The organism is Streptosporangium heterodermiicola (genome assembly GCF_051390675.1).
In the GTDB taxonomy this organism is placed as follows: domain Bacteria; phylum Actinomycetota; class Actinomycetes; order Streptosporangiales; family Streptosporangiaceae; genus Streptosporangium.
Window position 1 is genome coordinate 52,119 of sequence record NZ_JBPJSR010000027.1, and the last position, 17,883, is coordinate 70,001.

Consider the following 17,883-nt stretch of genomic DNA (forward strand, 5'->3'; position numbering starts at 1 on the left):
GTCACGATCCGCGGTCAGGGGCAGGGGGCGGAGGAGGTGGGGTGCGGTCAGGGGTGGGTGGGGGAGGGTGGGGTGCGCCGTCCGGGCCGGGGTGCGGAGGGACGCGCAGCACGAAGCGGGCTCCCCGCGCGCTGTCCTCCAGCCTCAGGAGACCGCCGTGCGTGCGGGCGATCTCCCTGGCGATGGGAAGCCCCAGTCCCGTGCCTCCGGCGTCCCGGTCGCGGGAGGCGTCCAGCCGGGTGAAACGCTGGAAGACCAGCTCCCGCTGCGCGGGCGCGATCCCGGCGCCGTCGTCGGACACCTCCATGACGGCCGTTCCGCCGTCCAGGCTCACGCGTACCGAGACCTGGGAGACGGCGTGCCGTTCCGCGTTGTCCAGCAGGTTCGTGAGCAGCCTGGCGAGCCGGAGCCGGTTGCCGATGATCGCCACCCCGGGCCTGAGGTCCCTGACGACCGGGACGCGGCGCTCGCGCCTGTCCAGCTCGTCGCCGACCAGCGTGCCCAGGTCGATCCGCTCGTAGCGGGCCGGGACGCCGGAGTCGAGCCTGGCGAGCACCAGCAGGTCGGAGACGATCGCCTGGAGCCGGTCCAGGCTGCCGAGCATCGCGCGGGTCTTCGCCTTCCAGTCGACGTCGTCGGGATAGTGCAGCGCCTCCTCCACCTGGGCGCGCATGGCGGTGAGCGGGCTGCGCAGGTCGTGGGAGGCGTCGCAGGTGAACCTGCGCTGCTGCTCGGCCGACGCCTCCAGCCTGTCCAGCGTCTGGTTGATCGTCTCGGCCAGCCCCCTGATCTCGTCCCGCGCGGCCGGGACCGGCACCCGGCGGCCGATGTCGGTCGCGGTGATCTCCTCCAGCTCGCGTCTGATCGCCTTCACCGGTACGAGCGCGCTGGTCACCGTCCGGTAGGTGCCGGCCGCCGTTATCGCCACGATCGTCAGGGAGCCGCCGACGATGAGGGCGAACAGCTCGGGACGGACGTACCAGGGAACCTGGTCGGCGGCGGCGTAGAGTACCCAGTCCCCCTCGTCCTGGTAGATCCGGAAGGCCACGACGTCCATGCACCTGCCGGGATACCGGGGGATGTCGCAGACCTCCCTGTCCTGCCTGACGCTCGTCGCGGGAGGGGCGAAGTTCGCCATCCGGGGGGCGCCGACCAGGTTGGGCGTCGACGCCATGATCTTGCCCTTCGCGTTCAGCAGCTGCATGCCGTCGGTTTTGCCCAGCGGCACCACCGGGGGCAGTTGCCCCCGTTTGGCCAGATGGACGCTCTGCAGCGCGGCGCCCGCCGCCTCCTCAATCTTGAAGCTGCCCGCCAGCCCCTGGACGGAGAACGTGGCGATCGCGATGAGGGCGATTCCCGACACGATGGTCATGAAGACGGCGATCAGCGTCAGCCTGAGCCGTACGGACCACCCGCTCCCCGTGAACACGTCGCTCTCCAGTCATTCGAGAAAGACATTAGGCAGATTGATTACCGTTTCAAGGTGATTAATCGCCAAGGGGCCGCAAACATCCTTATACCTACTTGAGTAGGTCCTGATTTGAATGAATAAGGCATTTTATGGATGCTGGTGTTGGCCGGGATCCCATGGCGGAGCCCGCTGTGCCGGTACGCGAGAAGGCGGGCCGCGTCTCGTGACCCGCTCTCAACCGCCGCTGTTCAAGGGCTGGAGGGCGATCCACTCGGTGGAGGTGGTGACCTCGTCGAGGAGGGCGGGGACGGGATCGACGCCGATGCCGGGGGCGGTGGGGACGGTGAGGTGGCCGTCGTGGAGTTCGAAGGGCGGGGTGAGGTCGGTGGTGTAGTAGCGGCGGGAGGCGGAGGTGTCGCCGGGCAGGGTGAAGCCGGGCAGGGCGGCGAGGGCGACGTTGGCGGCGCGGCCGATGCCGGTCTCCAGCATGCCGCCGCACCAGACGGCGAGGCCGTGGGCGCGGGCGAGGTCGTGGATGCGCCGGGCTTCGAGGTAGCCGCCGACGCGGCCGGGCTTGATGTTGATGATGGAGCAGGCGCCCAGGGTGATGGCGGCGGCGGCGTGGGCGGCCGATTCGATGGACTCGTCCAGGCAGATGGGGGTGGTGATCCTGGTGGCGAGGCGGGCGTGCTGGAGGAGGTCGTCGTGGGCGAGGGGCTGCTCGATGAGCAGCAGGTCCAGGGGGTCGAGTTTGGCCAGGTGGGGGGCGTCGTTGAGGGTGTAGGCGGCGTTGGCGTCGACCTGGAGGAGCAGGTCGGGGCCGAAGTGCTCGCGCACCGCGCGGGTCGGGGCGATGTCCCAGCCGGGGGCGATCTTGAGCTTGACGCGCCGGTAGCCCTCGTCGAGATAGCCGCCGACGGCCTCGACGAGCTCGGGGACGGAGCCCATGATGCCGACCGAGACACCGGCGGGGACGCGGTCGACGGCGGCGCCGAGGTAGGCGCCCAGGGACTGGCCGCCGGAGCGCAGCTGGGCGTCCAGGACGGCGGCCTCCAGGGCGGCCTTGGCCATGCGGTGGCCCTTGAAAGGGTGCAGGGCGCGGCCCACGCCGTGGGCGTCGGTATCGGTGGGCAGGGCGGGGATGAGGAAGCGGCGCAGCACGTCGGCGGCGGCGTCGACGTACTCGGGGGAGTAGAGGGGGTCGGACATGGCCACGCACTCGCCCCAGCCCTCGGCGTCGGGGGTGACGACACGCACCAGCAGCACGTCGCGTTCGGTCTCGGTGCCGAAGGAGGTGCGGAAGGGGGTGACCAGGGGCATGGCCACCCGCCGCAACTCGATACCAGTGATCCTCACGCGTCTCTCTTTCCTCCGCCGTACGAGATCCCGTCACGCCGGTCGCCGTGGTCGTGGTCGTGAGGGATTTCGTCGTTGTGCTGGGTGGCGCTTTTATATGAGATTTCGGTCTTATATGGATTTTTAGTGTTGTGTCGAGTGCTGGTACCGCAGTGCGGGGTTTCGGGGGTGTGCGGGGTGCTGTCGTCGTGTGGAGTGCCGGGGTTGTGCGGGGTGCTGTCGTCGTACGGAGTTCCGGGGGCGTGCCGGGGGCCGTCGGAGTGTGGGGTTTCGGTGTCCCGCCGACGGGGCCCTTCCGCCGGGTGGAGCCCGTCCCCGGGCCGCCGCTCGACGACGTAGCCCGTCTCGCGGTCGAATCCGATCACCCTGCCGCCCTCCTCCAGCAGGCCGCCCAGCACCTCGCGTACGGCCACCCGCCACGCCCCGGCCGCCCGGGGATCGGCGCGGCGCAGCGCCTCGACGTCCCGGGGCACGGCGACCAGCACCGTTCCCGCCCCGGCCGTCCCGGCCGCCCCGGCCGTGTCGGCCGGTCCCCGCACCGGCCCGCCGTCCCGCTCGCCCAGCCAGGCCACCGCGTCCGCCGGGATCACCGGCCGGTACGGCTCCCCCCGGACGGCGGCCAGGACGTGCGGCGCGGTCAGCCGCCAGACGGCGAGCACCCGGTCCGACTCGTCCCCGGCGTTGATCGCGTCGCTCATCACGCCGTAGAAGGACGGCAGGTACTCCTCCGGGCGGGCCCCCAGCTTGGCCAGGTTGAAGTGGGCGTTGCGCCGCACCAGCGGGTCGTAGGTCCAGGTGATCCGCTCCAGGCCGCGCTCCAGCGCCCAGTCACGCTGGTGCAGCTTCAGCGCGAACCCGATCCCGCGCCCGGCCAGGGCGCCGGTGACGTGCGAGTGCAGCACCTGCCCGGCCGGAGCGCCCAGGAAGCCGACCGACGCCCCCACCAGCCTGCCGCCCTCGTACGCTCCGGCCACGTAGTTGCCCGCGTGCGACAGCGCCCGCATCATCTCCACCGTGATCGGCGGGTTGGCGGGGTCGGGGCTCCAGATCCCGTCGAACAGCCGCTGGACGTCCTCGAACTCGCCGATCTCGGTCAGTTCCACGACGAGCAGCCCGCCGTCACGGGAATCACCCGCCATCCGCCCGCCGTCCCCCCTCGGGACGCCCTGCCCGGCGCCCGGATCGCCCGTCATCCGTCGTTCCGTTCCCCTCTGGGACGCGCCGCCCGATGCCGAGCCGTTGGTCACTCGTCGTTCCGTTCCCGTCCGGGATTCGCCGCTCGGTACCCGGGCCGCCCGTATCGGCCGAAATCGTCATCCGGTCCCCCTCCGGTGGTGCCCCGCGACGGGTTCGCTCAAGCGGGTCTGCCCAGCTGGGCCTGGAACAGCCGGTGCACGTTCCCCCCGATGATCTTCACGATCTCCTCGTCGGCGAAGCCGTGCTTGAGCAGGGCGTCGGTGACCAGGGGCAGCCCGCTCGGGCCCGACAGCCCCGGCAGGGCCGCGAGGGGGTCGACGCCGTAGTCGGTCTCGCAGCACGGGGGAGTCACGTCGTGCATGACCTCGCGGACGAAGTCGGGACCGAGTCCCACGTGGTCGATGCCGCCGACACTCGCGATGTGCGCGATGTGGTCCACCAGCCGGTCCACGGTGTACTCGGCCGGATCCTCCGAGAGGAAGGCCGCCAGGAAGTTGACGCACACCACGCCGCCGGTCGCGCCGACCGCGCGGATCTGCTCGTCGGTGAGGTTGCGGTGGTGGTCGCGCAGCGCGCGGGCCGAGGAGTGGGTGGCCATCACCGGCCGCGTCGCGAGCTCCAGCACATGCTCCACCCCGGAGGCGCCCAGGTGAGAGATGTCGAAGATCATGCCGAGCCGTTCCATCTCCCGCACCGTCTCCACCCCCGCCGCGGTGAGCCTGCTGCCGGTGGCGTCCTCGCCGCTGCCGTCGGCCAGCGCCGTACGGCCCCAGTGCGCGATCGAGGCGACCCGGACGCCGAGCCGGAGCAGCGTCGGCACCAGCTCGACGGCGGAGTCCAGGCCCGGCATGCTCTCCAGCGCCAGGACCAGGGCGATCCTGCCCTCGGCGAGCGCTTCGTCGATCTGCGCCCCGTCCAGGCAGAGGCGTACGGCGTCGGCGTTGCCCTCGGCCAGCACGTGCGCGCACTCGATCATGCGCAGGGTCTGCCGGAGCGCGCCCTCGGGGCGGTACCGGTCGTCGACGAAGACCGGCAGCACCTGGAGGTTCACCCCTCCCTCGCGCAGCTGCGGCAGCCAGCGGTCGCGGAAGAAGGAGGCCCACCGGTGAGGGGGCCTGGCGGTGACGGCCATCAGCAGGTCGTTGTGGGTATCGGCGACCACGGAGTCGCTGTGGAGGTCGGCGGACACGGGCGGGCCCTTCTGCGCGGACGGCTCTCGTTCGCCACGACGGTATCGGCACCCCGGCCCGTCCCGTACTTCCGCGCCCTCGCGATCGCTCGTTTCCGTACGAGGGCGTGGGCCCGCCCTTCCAAGGGGCGGCCTGACTTGCCGAAGGCGTCTCAGCGGTGGCGTCTGACCGGCGGCGTCTCAGCGACGGCGGCGGGTCAGCGACGGCGGCGGGTCAGCGCGCGAAGTGGAAGGACTCCGGGCGCGGGGTCCTGGTGATGCGGCGGTAGGTGGTCGTGGCGCCCGGCCAGTTGTTGGTGATCCGGCCGGTCGCGTTCTTGTACCAGCTCGTGCAGCCCGCCTGCCAGACCATGCCCTCCATGGCCCGGTCGAGGCTCCGCCGCCAGGTGGCCATCGCCTCCGGCCGGACCTCCATCGGCCCGCGCGAGGCCAAGTACGGCAGGCAGCCCATGACGTACCGGACCTGGCATTCGATCATGAAGACGATCGAGTTGTGGCCGAGGTTGGTGTTGGGCCCGTACAGCAGGAAGAGGTTGGGGAAGTGCGGCACGGCGATGCCCAGGTACGCCTCCGCGCCGTTCTTCCACTCCTTGGCCAGCTGCCGCCCCCCGCGCCCGGTGACCTGTATGGGGGCGAGGAAGTCGGAGGTCTCGAACCCGGTCGCGTACACGATGACGTCGGCCTCGCGGAGCCCGGCGGTGGTCTCCACGCCGCCCGGGACGATCCCGGTGATCCCGTCGGTGACGACGTCCACGTCGGGGCGGGTCAGCGCGGGATAGAAACCGCTGTCGATGACGACCCGCTTGCAGCCGACCGGGTAGTCGGGGGTCAGCTTGGCCCGCAGCAGCGGGTCGGGTACCTGCTCGCGCAGGTGCCCCAGGGCCCGCTCGCGCAGCAGGTCCGTGCTCCAGCCCCCGGCCAGGGCCGGGTGGAGGGTGTTCTCCGCGTACCGGTAGACCCACTCGCGGTAGGCGCGCTGCAGGAACGGCACGTGACGGAAGGCGGCCCGCGAGCGGGCGCCGAAGACGGCGTCCGGCTTGGGAATCACCCAGTTGGGGGTCCGCTGGAAGACGTCCAGGTGCCCGGCCACCTCGGCCACCCTCGGGATGAGCTGCGCCGCCGACGATCCGTTCCCGATCACGGCCACCCGCCTGCCCGCCAGGTCGATGGAGTGGTCCCAGCGCGCGGAGTGGAAGGCCGCCCCACTGAATGACGACATTCCCGGAATGTCGGGTAGATAGGGCCGGTTGAGCTGTCCCACGGCCGACACCACCACGTCGAACAGCTCGTCCCCGGCCGTGGTGCGGACCCGCCACCTGCCCAGCGACTCGTCGAAGGCGGCGGCGACGACCATGGTGTTCAGCCGGATGCGGGAACGCAGGCCGTACTTGTCGGCGCACCCCTCCAGATAGCGCAGGATCTCCGGCTGCCCGGGATAGCGGCGCGTCCAGCTGGAGTATCTCTCGAAGGAGAAGGAGTAGAGATGCGAGGGGATGTCGCAGCCCGCCCCCGGATAGGTGTTGTCGCGCCAGGTCCCTCCGACGTCGGCCCCCTTCTCGAAGACCGTGTACGAGCGGATCCCGGCCTTCTCCAGCTGGATGGCCATGCACAGCCCGCCGAATCCGGCACCGATGATCGCGACATTGGGCCTCATGCGCACGCCTCCGGAGGTCAGTGTCCACTTACGCTAGGCGATCCCCCCGCGCCGGGGAAGTAGCCGTGTCCGGTGGATCCGGGTGGGGATCCGGGCGGGGACCGTGGTGGGGGATCAGCGCATCGCGCTCACGGCACGTTCGATCTCCTCACCCGGGTACGGCGTCGTCCTGCTGGTGCCGTACACGTCCCAGTAGAAGTCGTTCACGGCCGCCGCGACGGGGGCGTACCGGCGGATCATCGCGGCCACGGCCGGCGGGGCACCGGCGGGGTCCGCGCCGGCCGCGCACGCGCGGACGTACGCGTTGCGCCGCGCCGGTCCGCCGTCCAGTGACGCCTTCTCCCCGCAGAAGCCGGTGACGAGCCAGTTGACCAGCCGCATCAGCGCGTACCCGAGGTCGTGGGTCCGGTGGCGCTCCAGGAATTCGATCTCCCCCTCGGACAGGTCGAACCGGGGGGAGGTCGCCAGCCCGAGGTCGGCGATGTACAGGCGTTCGCCGTCGGTGAGGATGTTGCCGAAGTGGCCGTCGAAGTGAGTCAGCCCCTGGCCGTTCATGAAGGCCACGTCGGTGAGCAGGCACGACTCGACCATGGCGGCCGCCGCCGTCGCGGCCTCCCGGCCGTCCGCGAGCCGGGCGGCGAGCCAGTCGTCGAGGGTGTGGGGGATGAACTCCTGGAACAGCACGATGCAGGCCGAGGCGCCGGCGAGGGCGTGGAGACGATCCCGTACCGCCGACGATCCGTCCCAGTAGCGCACGACCGCCTCGACGTCGGCGTGCTCATCGGCGGGTGGCGGCGCTCCCGGCAGCACCCGCCAGTGGTACAGCAGCGGGAAGGCCGCGCTGCGTCCGGCCAGGACCCAGTTGGTCGTCATGACGCTCGCCGCGAGTTCGCGCCACGCGCCGAAGCCGGGCCCGGCGACCTCGACGAGTCCGTACTGGCAGAACGGGGGCACCCCGAACAGGTTCGCGGTGGACATCACGTTGTCCGCGCGGCGTTCCGGATCGGTCAGCGGGATCCGCTTGGCGAAGACGGGCACGCCTCCGACGGACAGCAGGGCCGAGGTACCGCCGATCCCCGAGCCCAGGACCCGCGCCCGCTCCAGTGCCTCGCCGAGCTGCCGGTCACCGCGCAACGCCAGCGCGCTCGCGACCTCGCCGTATCTGCCGACACGCTCACCGTGAGACATGTCCAGCCGGGTGTCTCGCGTGTCTCGCAGGTTTCGCGTGTCTCGCAGGTCTCGCAGGTCCAATGGCGGGCATCCCTTTGATCGACTTCGCGCGTCAGACGCTACACCCGCCGGGGACGGGCCTTTCCGGGCTCGTTCCCCGGCGGGTGGCGGGAGTGCTCCGCGATCAGCGGGGGAAACCACCGCGGAGGTCGTCGAAGCCGCCGGAAGCCGGTGTTGAAGCCGGTGTGACGAGTCTGTCCGGGAGAGGCAGACAGCGGGAGAGGCCGATGGCGGGGGAGGCCGATAGTCTGCGCACGTGCCTACGCTTGCCGACATCGTCACAGAGCTGGAGTCCCGCTACGACCCGAGGTGGGCGGAGTCGTGGGACGCGGTCGGGCTCGTCTGCGGAGATCCCTCCGCGGAGGTACGCAAGATCCTGTTCGCGGTCGACCCGGTGGCCGTCGTCGCCGAGGAGGCCCTCGACTGGGGTGCGGATCTCATCGTCACCCACCACCCGCTCTACCTGCGCGGCACCACGAGCGTCGCGGCCACCACCTTCAAGGGCCGCCTGGTCCACACGCTGATCAAGAACGACATCGGGCTCTTCACCGCCCACACCAACGCCGACGTCGCCGACCCCGGCGTCTCCGACGCGCTCGCCCGCGCCGTCGGCCTGACCGGCCCGCTCGTCCCGCTCGGTCCCGCCGCCGACGACCCCCGGCGCGGCCTGGGCCGCGTCGGCTCGCTGCCCGCCCCCGTCCCCCTCGCCGAGTTCGCCCGGCAGGCCGCCAGGGGACTGCCCGCCACGGCGGGCGGCCTGCGGGTCGCCGGGGACCCCGGCCGTCCCGTCCAGCGGATCGCGGTCAGCGGGGGATCGGGAGACTCCCTCCTCGGGACGGCCCGTGCCGCCGGGGTGGACGTCTTCCTCACCGCCGATCTGCGCCACCACCCGGCCAGCGAGTTCATGGAGGCCCCGGACGGCCCCGCGCTGATCGACGCGGCCCACTGGGCCACCGAATGGCCCTGGCTCGCCGACGCGGCGCACCATCTCGCGTCCGCGTCGGCCGCCAGGGGGATTACTGTTGAGACGCGCGTATCCGAGACGGTCACGGACGCCTGGAACACAACAGCAAAGTGCGAGGATTTCACGTGAAAGCAGCCCCTGCGGCCCAGAAGCGTCTGCTTGACCTGGCCGAACTCGACTCCGCCATCGACCGGCTGGCCCATCGCCGCCGCACCCTGCCCGAGCTGGCCCAGATCGACGAGCTCTCCGGGCGCATCGCCCGCATCGCCACCCAGGTGATCGCCGCCGAGACCGAGTCCGGCGACCTCGCCCGTGAGCAGACCAAGGCCGAGGCCGACGTCGACTCGGTCCGCACCCGCGCCGAGCGCGACCAGAAGCGCCTCGACTCCGGCCAGGTGTCCTCTCCCAAGGACCTGGCCAGCCTCCAGTCCGAGATCGTCTCCCTGAAGCGCAGGCAGAGCGATCTGGAAGAGGTAGTGCTGGAGATCATGGAGCGCCGCGAGTCGGCCGACGAGCAGGTCACCAGGCTCGTGTCCGAGCGCGACGAACTCGCGGGCACCCGCGGCACCGCCGAGGACCGCAGGGACACGGCCTTCGCCGAGATCGACAAGGAGAGGGACGAGCTCCAGGGGAAGCGCACCGGGGTCGCCGAGGACATCCCGGCCGACCTGCTCACCCTCTACGGGAAGCTCAAGGAGCAGTTCGGGGTGGGCGCCGCGATGCTCCAGGGGGCCCGCTGCCTCGGCTGCCGCACGAGCCTGTCCATCGCCGAGATCAACCGCATCAAGGCCGCCTCCCACGACGAGGTCATCCGCTGCGAGGAGTGCCGCCGGATCCTCGTCCGTACCGCCGAGTCCGGTCTGTGAGCCCTGTGACTCCTGCGACCTCTGTGATCTCGTACGTCATCGAGGCCGACGGCGGCTCGCGGGGCAACCCGGGCCCGGCGGGCTACGGCGCCGTCGTCAAGGACGCCGCCGACGGCCAGGTGCTGGTCGAGACCGCCGCGTCGATCGGCACCCAGACCAACAACGTCGCCGAGTACCGCGGGCTCATCGCGGGCCTGACCTCCCTCCTCGCCCTCGCCGGCGACGGCGCGAAGGTCGAGGTCCGGATGGACTCCAAGCTGGTCGTCGAGCAGATGGCCGGCCGCTGGAAGATCAAGAACGAGGGCCTGCGCCCGCTCGCCCTGGAGGCCGCGACCCTCGCCAGGCGCCTCAAGGTGACCTGGCGCTGGATCCCCCGCGAGAAGAACAAGGACGCCGACCGCCTGGCCAACGAGGCCATGGACGCCGCCGCCAAGGGACGCGCCTGGACCCTCTCCGGCTCCGCCGCCCTGGAAACGCCCGGCGGCCGGTCTTCCGGGGCCGGCGCCTCCGGCAGCGGCACCCCCGGCGGCCGGTCTTCCGGAAGCGGCGCCCCCAAAAGCCGGGCCGCGGAGAGCCGAGCTTCGGAAAGCGGCACCTCAAAGAACCGGGCCTCGAAAGGCGGCGTCTCCGGAAGCCCAGAGGACCTTCTCCTCTTCGACACCGGCGACCTCGGCACCAGTGACCTCGGCACCAGTGACCTCGGCAACGGCGATCTCGGTAACGGTGCCCCTGACGCGGGCGACCTCGGCAACCGTGCCTCCGACGCCAGTGATCTCGGGGCAGGCGGCCTCGATGACTCCGGAGGCGGCGGCGGGACCACCAGTGGGACCACCACGCGTGAGCGAGCGGCCCGGACGGCCACCCCCACGAGTCCGGGCACCGGCTGGCGCCCGCCCACCTCCGTCGCGACCTCGCTGTACCTGCTCCGGCACGGTGAGACACCCCTCTCCGTCGAGCGCAGGTTCTCCGGGCTCGGCGACCCCGAGCTCACGCCCAACGGCCTCGCCCAGGCCGAGGCCGCCGCGGCCAAACTCGCCGGGAGGCCGTACGGCGTCCAGGTGATCGTCAGCTCGCCGCTCAGGCGCGCCCGCGCCACCGCGGAGATCGTCGCGGCCAGGGCCGGGCTTGAGGTCGTCGTCGAGGAGGGGCTGCGGGAGACCGACTTCGGCGACTGGGAAGGCCACACGTTCACGGAGATCCAGCGCCGCTGGCCCGACGAACTCGCCGCGTGGCTGGCGGACCCGTCCGCCGCGCCGCCGGGTGGGGAGAGTTTCGGGGAGGCGGCGCGGCGGGTCCAGGCGACCGGGGACCTGCTGATCGAGCGCTACGAGGGCAAGACGATCCTCGCCGTCTCCCACGTAACGCCGATCAAGATGCTGTTGCGGTTCGCGCTGCTCGCTCCCCTCGGCGCGCTGTACCGCATGCATCTCGACCTGTCAGCCCTGTCCCTGATCGAGTATTACGCCGACGGTCCCGCGGTGGTGAAGGCGTTCAACGACACCTCGCACCTGCGCTGAACCGGCGGTCTCACGTCCACGACAGACCACGGCCGCCGGGGCGGTGAGACACCCGTTCGCCACCGCGTACGTCATCGCGTCTTTCGCCGTGCCGTCGGCTGTGTCCTTCACGGCCTACGGGAGCGGCCGTCCCACCGGTCGTCTGTGCTCTCATCGGTTCCTCCCGGTGCTCGTCCGTCGTGTCCCGCTCGACACATATTCCAGCGCGGACGACTTGCCGCTCGGTTGGAGTCCACTTGGGAGCCGTTAGGCTTGGGACACGGCGGACGAGCCGGCCGGGCGGCCGCGTCGGGTCTCTTCCGAGACCCGCCGAGGAAGGTCCGGGCTCCACAGAGCAGGGTGGTCGGTAACGCCGACCCGGGGTGACCCGCGGGAAAGTGCCACAGAGAACAGACCGCCTCGTCGTGAGACGAGGTAAGGGTGAAACGGTGGTGTAAGAGACCACCAGCGCCCACGGTGACGTGGGCGGCTCGGTAAACCCCACCCGGAGCAAGGTCAAGAAGGGGCGCTCTCCGGAGCGTCCCGCGTGCGACGCTTGAGGGCTGCTCGCCCGAGCCGCACGGGTAGACCGCTTGAGGCCGTCGGCAACGTCGGCCCTAGATGGATGGTCGCCCCTTCACGCAAGTGAAGGACAAAACCCGGCCTACAGGCCGACTCGTCCGCCCTTAACCTTCTGACCTGGTGTGGAGCATCCGCCAGGCAAGATCAGAGCACATCTGGGGCACTTTAACCCGAGAGATCATGAAGACGCCCGCTGGCTCCGCTGGGTTCACAAGACCAACCCGTTTGGTCAAAGCGGAACCGTCAGCTACTCCACTGCGTCAGGGTGGCCTGGAACGGCTGGCGTCGGCTGCCGTCGAGGCGTAGTGTCGAGTCGAATATATGTTCGATGAAATGGGTACGCTTCGATCTCGGCCGGCTCTCCTCGTGAAATTGTCCACTTTTGGTCATCTTCTTTTTATGGGAGACGTCGGCGATCGCTGCTTTCCCTGGAGCCTCAAAAGGAAGCCGGATAATGGAGCAGGGAGACATGAAAGACGAATTCTTCCCACCCGGTTCTGTTTCTCATGATGACCCTGCGGTCGAACGGGCCATGGAGACGATTGATGGTCTGCGGCCCTCCGAGCAGAGGGAACTCCTGCGCAGCTCCTATCGTGCGGTCCTGGCCTACGAGCGGACCGAGGACGTTGACCACCTCGTGGATTTCGCAAAGAATCTTCTAGCGACCGTTCATTTGCGCGGCATCCCCGCATATGCGGAGGCGCTGGAAAACGCTAGAGGCCCTCGCGGATCGGGTGAGGCGCTGGATGTCGAAGAGGTGCTGAAGCGACTCATGGAGTGACTATGGCGGAGCTGCGGCTCCAACCGGAAAGCGAACCAATACTCGCGAAATGGTGGGAATCGGCCAAGCCTAGGGAAGGTGATCAACAACTTGTCTGCGAGGTTCTGCGCACGATCACCAATGGCACGTGGAGAACTAGGTGGTCCTGGACCCAAGACTTAGCCGATGACCAGCCTATTCTCCCCGTCGTAACGATCCGGCCGCGAGAGACCTTGATGGTTCTGGTTCGCTTCTGGCCGGCTGAAGAGCCTCCCGAGTTCCAACTGATCAACATCTTTGATACGGCCGACCTCCCGGACGAGGACTAGCATTCTCCGGCTGAATCAGCTCTTTTGGATCGCCCTGGCGAAAGCCGTGTCCATAGCCGTACGCGCCCGCTGGGAGGCTTCCGGGACGAGATGGCCATAGAGGTCCACGGTCGTGGTGATGGACTCGTGGCCGAGCCACCGGGACACCTTGGAGATGGGCACACCAGCGGCAAGAGCCGTGCTCGCGAAGGTGTGTCGCAGGTCGTGAAACGTGGTGTCTGGCTGAAGCTTGGCCGCCTTGGCCGCAGGCTTCCAGATATTGGTGTTGAAGTAGTCGCGCCGGATCGGGTTGCCGCGGGAGGTACGACACAGTACGTCGGTAGGGGACCGCTCGGTGATGCGGCTTTCGAGCGCTTCGGAGAGGAAGACCGGCAGAGGCACATCGCGGACCGAAGCCGGGCTCTTGGGGGTCGCGAGCACGGGACGCCGGTTGATCACCACAACCCGCTGCCTGACCACGATCATCCGTTCGTTGAAGTCCACCTGATCCACGGCGATGGCTCTCCCCTCGTACCGTGGAGATCTGGCTCTCCACGCTCACGTCGAAGGCATAGACTCCCCAACCCTTGCGTGAGACTCTTCGAAGATGGTTGGAGGCGGAGAGTGAACGAGACAGAGCGGCGGTTTCACCGCGCGATGGTCGATATTTATCAGACCGCCAAGCAGGATCTCAGCTACCCCGCGAACCGCTTCATCCAGATGGTGTCGGACCGCGGGGGACTAGCCGCTGCGAAGCAACTCCTATGGAGTGACCAGATCTCGGATGGGTTCGAGTTCCTGCGGAGTCATGGACGCCTCGATCTCACTGTGGAGGCACACGTGCTGAAAGAAGAGTTTGCGGAGCTCTTCACGGACGAGGACAGAGAGCGCGCACAGGGCAGGCTCGACTTGCTCCGTTGATCGGTGAGGCTCAACGGACAGGGCGCATTGAGGGCACATCGCGTCGGCAGGCATAGGCAAGCAGTGTCAAACAACGACAGCGTTTTCGCAGCTCAGAAGCCACATCTCCAGTTCCGGCGCAGGTCGCATTCCTGCGGGATTAGAACCCGGCCCACAGGCCGACTCGTCCGCCTTTCATGCCTTTGACCTGCATGGATGTGCCCTCATGGTGAGATCCAAAAGCCGGGAGGGTGCATTCCGGGCGTATCGCCGGTGGTCTGGGACGGCGGAAGCGGACTCGGGCGCGTGGCGCGTGGCGTGTTCGACCGGACGCCTCTTGACCGGAGTACGGGGGCAGAACGCCGGTCCCGGCAGCACGTGCCCGTGGCTTCGCATGTACGCGGCCGAAGACCCGGGCGGAGCGTGGTGCCCGTTCCCCCGGTGAACTGTCCCCGCGGATACCGCGTGCCGCACACCGGGAGGAACTCTTGGAGAGGTGCCCTCTCGGAAATTCGAAGAGATCATGAGTGAACGGCTGGACTACTGGGCTGTGCGGGCCTTGGCCCGGTAGTACTTCTCGGCGGACGAAGAGATCGAGTTGATGATCCAGACGTTGACGCCCGCGCCGATAAGTGCACCGACGATGGGAATCGCCTTTCCGGCGGTTCCGCCGGCCAGAACGGCGGCGGCCTTGGGGCTCAGCTTGGCCACGATCTTGTTGGCGAGATTGGTGGCCGCGGGGCCCGCCAGTTTTCCGGCGACCTTTCCCATTCCCTTGGCCACTCCCTTGCTGACCCCCATCTCCGCCAGAATCGCCGCCACCGAGGCGCCGGCAATCTTGGACGCGATTGAGGCCATGAAAACTGCCGGCCCCGTGACCATTATCCCCTTGACGAGAACCCCCGCGCCGGCCGCGATGACCGCCGCGGCGATCATGTCATCGGTTACCACCCCCGACCAGATTCCCAGGGTGAGGGCGAGGTCCAGTTTCCCCTCCAGGTCGGCGCCGACCAGCTGCCCCACTCCCCACGTGGTCCACCCCATCTTGTGGAGGACCATGGTCAGGTCCACGCCCATCCCGAGGATGTGCACCCCCGGCACGATAAGCGCCCCCGCGCCCACCAGCGCGGTCTGCGTGGCCTGTGAAGCCGTCCAGGTCGACACCGAAGAATAGTTTCGAGCCGCGTTGCGCGCCATATCGGGATCGATGGCGACGGCGGTGAAGGCGTTGAGGAAGAGTTGAGCCGCGGACATGGGGCACCGTCCAGAGCTTGGGGATTTTTTTCCCAGTATGCGGCCGGGCTACGTGATATGAGCGTGTTCTCCTATTTCGTTAGCAAGTGGTGTCCGCACGTGCTGATCTTCGACGTCGCCGAAGAACTGTTACGGGTGCAGGGAATAGGTGTTTTGTGGCGTCTTGCGTGGGGTGACCTGGTTGAGCGGTGTAGCGAATGCGACTTATATCCCAAGGAGAACTAATTGTGCGCTTTAAAGTCTTTGGCGGCATATACATTATTTGTCTCTTAATAGTTTTTTGTGCTGCTTTGCCCTCCCGTACTGCTCGTCCGCGGAACCAATGGCCGTGGTCGTTCGGTCACGGTCTCTCGAACGCTCGTCCGGTTGGCCACGGCAGACTCACGTCCCGCCGACGGAACACGAAACCGCCCGCTACGTTCAACGCCGGCCCAGCCGCCAGATCGCTCCGCTCGCCCCGGGGTTCGTCGGCGCGACGAGTGGAGCCGAAGTGGTCGGCATCGGCCTTCTCCTCGAAGTCGCGCTTCCGCTGCCGGCCCTTCTCATCGCGGTCGGCCCCGTCGGCGTGCCCCTGACCGCGCGCACGTCAGCGGGTCAGGGGCCGGGGCCGGTTCCACCAGAGGGAGAGGGACAGGGCGGCGGTGACGAGGAGGGCGCCGGTGGCGGCGAAGGCCGAGGCAGTGTCGATCCGCTGGTGGATGACGGTGAAGCTTCCGGGGAGGGCGTCGAGGGCGCTCTGGAGCTGGTCGGCGTTCTCGGCGCGGTGGTAGGAACCACCGGTGGTCTGGGCTATCCGCTTGAGCGCGGGCTCGTCGATGGTGCGAGGGTTGCGGCCCCTGTCGAATCCGCCACGGCCACCGCCGCCACCGCCCCAGCCGCCGAATCCGCGGCCGTCGAACTGGGAGTTGTCGCAGACCATCGGGGCCGGGTTCGTGGTGCCGAAGCCGATGGGGAAGACGCGGACGCGGCGCAGGGCCGCCTCCTGGGCGGCGAGCTGCGGGTCGACGCCCTGGGTGTTGGCGCCGTCGGTGAGCACGACGATCGCGGCACCGGCGTAGCCCGACCCACCGGCGCCCGGATCCGCCCCGGTGGAGGCGACCGACGGGTCGACCTCCGCGATCGCGTCGATCGAGGCGAGTACGGCCTGCCCGATCGCGGTGCCGCGGGACACGGTGAGGCCGTCCAGCGCCTCGATCAGCGAGTCGGTGTCGTCGGTGGGCGGTACGAGCAGGCCCGCGGTGCCCGCGAAGGTGACCAGGCCGATGCGCGGCCCGCCCCGCTGCGACTCGATGAACTCGGCGGCGGCCTTCCTCGCGGCGGTGAGGCGGTTGGGGTCGACGTCCGTGGAGCACATGGAGCCGGAGGTGTCGAGCGCGAGCAGGATCGTCACCGACGTCTGCGGCACCGGGACCGACGCCTGCGGTCGCGCGGCCCCGACCGCGAGCAGCGCGAGCCCGGCCACGAACAGTGCCACGGGGATCCTCCGCGTCCAGCGCGTACGGCCGGGCAGGGCGCTGCGGACGAGCGCGATCGAGGTGACGCGCACGGCGGCCCGCCGACGGCGGCGGCGCGCCCACTCGCGGATGGCGAAGATCAGCGGGATGACCAGGATGGACAGCAGTGCCCACGGCCATGAGAACGACATTCAGATCACCCGTCCAGACCGGAGCACAGTGAGCGCCGCCCCTGCGGTGAGCAGCGCGAGGGCGAGCCCGATCAGCCCGCCGGCGAGGGGCAGCGGCTCGTCGGAGACGGTGAGCCGCAGGTCGATCGTGTCGGCGATCCCGTCGAGCCGCGCGGTGTCGGAGGCGGGGTGGTAGGCGCCGCCGGTGGTCTGCGCGATCGAGGTGAGGGTGTCCTCTTCGAGCGAGGTCCGCAGGTGGTAGCCGTCGACCTTCACCGTCGCCCCGGCCGTGGTGCCTACCCCGACGGTGTGGATGTGGACGCCCGCCCCCTGGGCCACGGTGGCGGCCCGTTCGACGTCCGCGCCCTGGTTCTGCCCGTCGGAGAACATCACGACCGTCGCCGACGGCCAGTAACCGATGTCGGGCGCGGTGCCCTCGCGGCCGAGGGCCACCTGCTTGCCGGTGATCGCCGACAGGGAGGCCGTGATGGCCGTCCCCAGCGAGGTACCGCCGGTGATCTTCAACCGGTCGATGGCCTTGAGCGCGACGGAGTGGTCGGCGTCGGGCCGCGCGGTGGTGAGCGCCCCCCGCTCGAACGCGACGACCCCGATGTCGACGCTGTCTGGCTGCGCCGCCACGAACGCGCGGGCCGCCCGCTGCGCGGCCGCCAGCCGGGTGGGGGCGACGTCGTCGGCACCCATGCTGTTGGAGACGTCGATGGCGAGGATGACGGTGCCCGCGGTGCGGGGGACCGGCACCATGGCCGTCGGCCCGGCGGCGGCGACCGCGAGCACCCCGACGCCGGCGATCGTCAGGCCGGTTCCGAGGTACGCCCGGCGACCGCCCGGCACGGCGACCCCGGCCGCGGTCAGGGCGGCCGTCCTACGACGCGCCGAGACGACGGCCGCCCAGGCGAGCGCCGCCGTGACGAGCAGTCCGATGACCAGCAGCGGCGAGGAGGACAGGGTCATGAGTCCTCCTTCGCGGGCCTCGTGCGTTCGTTGACGACCGTGGGCTTCGTGCGTTCGTTGATGACCGCGGGCCCCGTGCGTCCGTCGGCGACCGTCGGCCTCGTGCGTTTGTCGACGACC

16 protein-coding genes and 1 other RNA gene are annotated in these 17,883 nt (G+C 69.6%); 7 read left to right on the forward strand and 10 right to left on the reverse strand.

All coding sequences use genetic code 11. The features are described from left to right. Nucleotide 1: 1 nt before the first annotated feature. From ACSC1Q_RS37360 to ACSC1Q_RS37385, 6 genes are all read right to left on the reverse strand, one after another. The gene (locus tag ACSC1Q_RS37360; protein WP_436763452.1) at nucleotides 2-1,429 is read right to left on the reverse strand and encodes a sensor histidine kinase; all 1,428 of its coding nucleotides are present in this window, start codon (nucleotides 1,427-1,429) and stop codon (nucleotides 2-4) included. A gap of 216 nt (nucleotides 1,430-1,645) precedes the next feature. Next, the gene (gene menC / locus ACSC1Q_RS37365) at nucleotides 1,646-2,767 is read right to left on the reverse strand and encodes an o-succinylbenzoate synthase (RefSeq protein ID WP_436763453.1); all 1,122 of its coding nucleotides are present in this window, start codon (nucleotides 2,765-2,767) and stop codon (nucleotides 1,646-1,648) included. After that, nucleotides 2,764-3,960 (reverse strand): hypothetical protein, encoded by a 1,197-nt coding sequence (locus tag ACSC1Q_RS37370; protein ID WP_436763454.1) that lies wholly within the window; start codon nucleotides 3,958-3,960, stop codon nucleotides 2,764-2,766. The genes menC and ACSC1Q_RS37370 overlap by 4 nt, the downstream gene beginning before the upstream one ends. 161 nt (nucleotides 3,961-4,121) lie before the next feature. Then, nucleotides 4,122-5,153 carry a dipeptidase gene (locus ACSC1Q_RS37375; RefSeq protein WP_436763455.1) on the reverse strand — a complete coding sequence of 344 codons (1,032 nt, stop codon included), beginning with the start codon at nucleotides 5,151-5,153 and terminating at the stop codon, nucleotides 4,122-4,124. Between the two features lie 214 nt (nucleotides 5,154-5,367). Next, nucleotides 5,368-6,807: a flavin-containing monooxygenase gene (locus tag ACSC1Q_RS37380; protein ID WP_436763456.1), complete on the reverse strand. Its 1,440-nt coding sequence runs from the start codon at nucleotides 6,805-6,807 to the stop codon at nucleotides 5,368-5,370. A gap of 114 nt (nucleotides 6,808-6,921) precedes the next feature. Continuing rightward, entirely contained in the window at nucleotides 6,922-7,995 is a 1,074-nt protein-coding gene (locus ACSC1Q_RS37385) for a serine/threonine protein phosphatase (protein WP_436763457.1), read from the reverse strand. Nucleotides 7,996-8,293: 298 nt separating this feature from the next. Between ACSC1Q_RS37385 and ACSC1Q_RS37390 the strand changes: the two genes are divergently transcribed. From ACSC1Q_RS37390 to ACSC1Q_RS37415, 6 genes are all read left to right on the forward strand, one after another. Continuing rightward, a complete protein-coding gene (locus tag ACSC1Q_RS37390; protein ID WP_436763458.1) occupies nucleotides 8,294-9,130 on the forward strand; it encodes a Nif3-like dinuclear metal center hexameric protein in 837 nt (278 codons plus the stop codon). Next, nucleotides 9,127-9,867: a zinc ribbon domain-containing protein gene (locus tag ACSC1Q_RS37395; protein ID WP_436763459.1), complete on the forward strand. Its 741-nt coding sequence runs from the start codon at nucleotides 9,127-9,129 to the stop codon at nucleotides 9,865-9,867. Before ACSC1Q_RS37390 ends, ACSC1Q_RS37395 begins: the two co-directional genes overlap by 4 nt. A 5-nt stretch (nucleotides 9,868-9,872) precedes the next feature. Beyond that, complete coding sequence (locus ACSC1Q_RS37400) at nucleotides 9,873-11,384, forward strand: histidine phosphatase family protein (protein ID WP_436763460.1); 1,512 nt, start codon at nucleotides 9,873-9,875, stop codon at nucleotides 11,382-11,384. A 267-nt stretch (nucleotides 11,385-11,651) separates the two neighbouring features. Further along, nucleotides 11,652-12,046: RNase P RNA component class A (gene rnpB / locus ACSC1Q_RS37405), an RNA gene on the forward strand. Between the two features lie 353 nt (nucleotides 12,047-12,399). Then, nucleotides 12,400-12,726, forward strand: coding sequence for a hypothetical protein (locus tag ACSC1Q_RS37410; protein ID WP_436763461.1), 327 nt, complete (start codon nucleotides 12,400-12,402; stop codon nucleotides 12,724-12,726). 2 nt (nucleotides 12,727-12,728) lie between these two features. Continuing rightward, the gene (locus ACSC1Q_RS37415) at nucleotides 12,729-13,034 is read left to right on the forward strand and encodes a hypothetical protein (RefSeq protein WP_436763462.1); all 306 of its coding nucleotides are present in this window, start codon (nucleotides 12,729-12,731) and stop codon (nucleotides 13,032-13,034) included. Between the two features lie 15 nt (nucleotides 13,035-13,049). Here ACSC1Q_RS37415 and ACSC1Q_RS37420 read toward each other — a convergent pair whose 3' ends face one another. Then, entirely contained in the window at nucleotides 13,050-13,532 is a 483-nt protein-coding gene (locus ACSC1Q_RS37420; RefSeq protein WP_436763495.1) for a tyrosine-type recombinase/integrase, read from the reverse strand. Nucleotides 13,533-13,637: 105 nt separating this feature from the next. Here ACSC1Q_RS37420 and ACSC1Q_RS37425 point away from each other — a divergent pair, with 105 nt between their 5' ends. After that, nucleotides 13,638-13,934 (forward strand): hypothetical protein, encoded by a 297-nt coding sequence (locus ACSC1Q_RS37425; protein WP_436763463.1) that lies wholly within the window; start codon nucleotides 13,638-13,640, stop codon nucleotides 13,932-13,934. A 519-nt stretch (nucleotides 13,935-14,453) separates the two neighbouring features. Here the strand turns inward: ACSC1Q_RS37425 and ACSC1Q_RS37430 are convergent. From ACSC1Q_RS37430 to ACSC1Q_RS37440, 3 genes are all read right to left on the reverse strand, one after another. After that, nucleotides 14,454-15,167 carry a hypothetical protein gene (locus ACSC1Q_RS37430; RefSeq protein WP_436763464.1) on the reverse strand — a complete coding sequence of 238 codons (714 nt, stop codon included), beginning with the start codon at nucleotides 15,165-15,167 and terminating at the stop codon, nucleotides 14,454-14,456. Nucleotides 15,168-15,753: 586 nt separating this feature from the next. After that, nucleotides 15,754-16,812 carry a VWA domain-containing protein gene (locus ACSC1Q_RS37435; protein WP_436763465.1) on the reverse strand — a complete coding sequence of 353 codons (1,059 nt, stop codon included), beginning with the start codon at nucleotides 16,810-16,812 and terminating at the stop codon, nucleotides 15,754-15,756. Then, nucleotides 16,813-17,763 (reverse strand): VWA domain-containing protein, encoded by a 951-nt coding sequence (locus ACSC1Q_RS37440; protein ID WP_436763466.1) that lies wholly within the window; start codon nucleotides 17,761-17,763, stop codon nucleotides 16,813-16,815. Nucleotides 17,764-17,883: the final 120 nt, after the last annotated feature.

Bases quoted from the DNA above. Each gene is read 5' to 3' on its own strand.
- ACSC1Q_RS37430 (WP_436763464.1), bottom strand. From the start codon at position 15,167: ATGTCCGCGGCTCAACTCTTCCTCAACGCCTTCACCGCCGTCGCCATC.
- ACSC1Q_RS37435 (WP_436763465.1), bottom strand. From the start codon at position 16,812: ATGTCGTTCTCATGGCCGTGGGCACTGCTGTCCATCCTGGTCATCCCG.
- ACSC1Q_RS37415 (WP_436763462.1), top strand. From the start codon at position 12,729: ATGGCGGAGCTGCGGCTCCAACCGGAAAGCGAACCAATACTCGCGAAA.
- ACSC1Q_RS37380 (WP_436763456.1), bottom strand. From the start codon at position 6,807: ATGAGGCCCAATGTCGCGATCATCGGTGCCGGATTCGGCGGGCTGTGC.
- ACSC1Q_RS37440 (WP_436763466.1), bottom strand. From the start codon at position 17,763: ATGACCCTGTCCTCCTCGCCGCTGCTGGTCATCGGACTGCTCGTCACG.
- ACSC1Q_RS37370 (WP_436763454.1), bottom strand. From the start codon at position 3,960: ATGACGGGCGATCCGGGCGCCGGGCAGGGCGTCCCGAGGGGGGACGGC.
- ACSC1Q_RS37385 (WP_436763457.1), bottom strand. From the start codon at position 7,995: ATGTCTCACGGTGAGCGTGTCGGCAGATACGGCGAGGTCGCGAGCGCG.
- ACSC1Q_RS37410 (WP_436763461.1), top strand. From the start codon at position 12,400: ATGGAGCAGGGAGACATGAAAGACGAATTCTTCCCACCCGGTTCTGTT.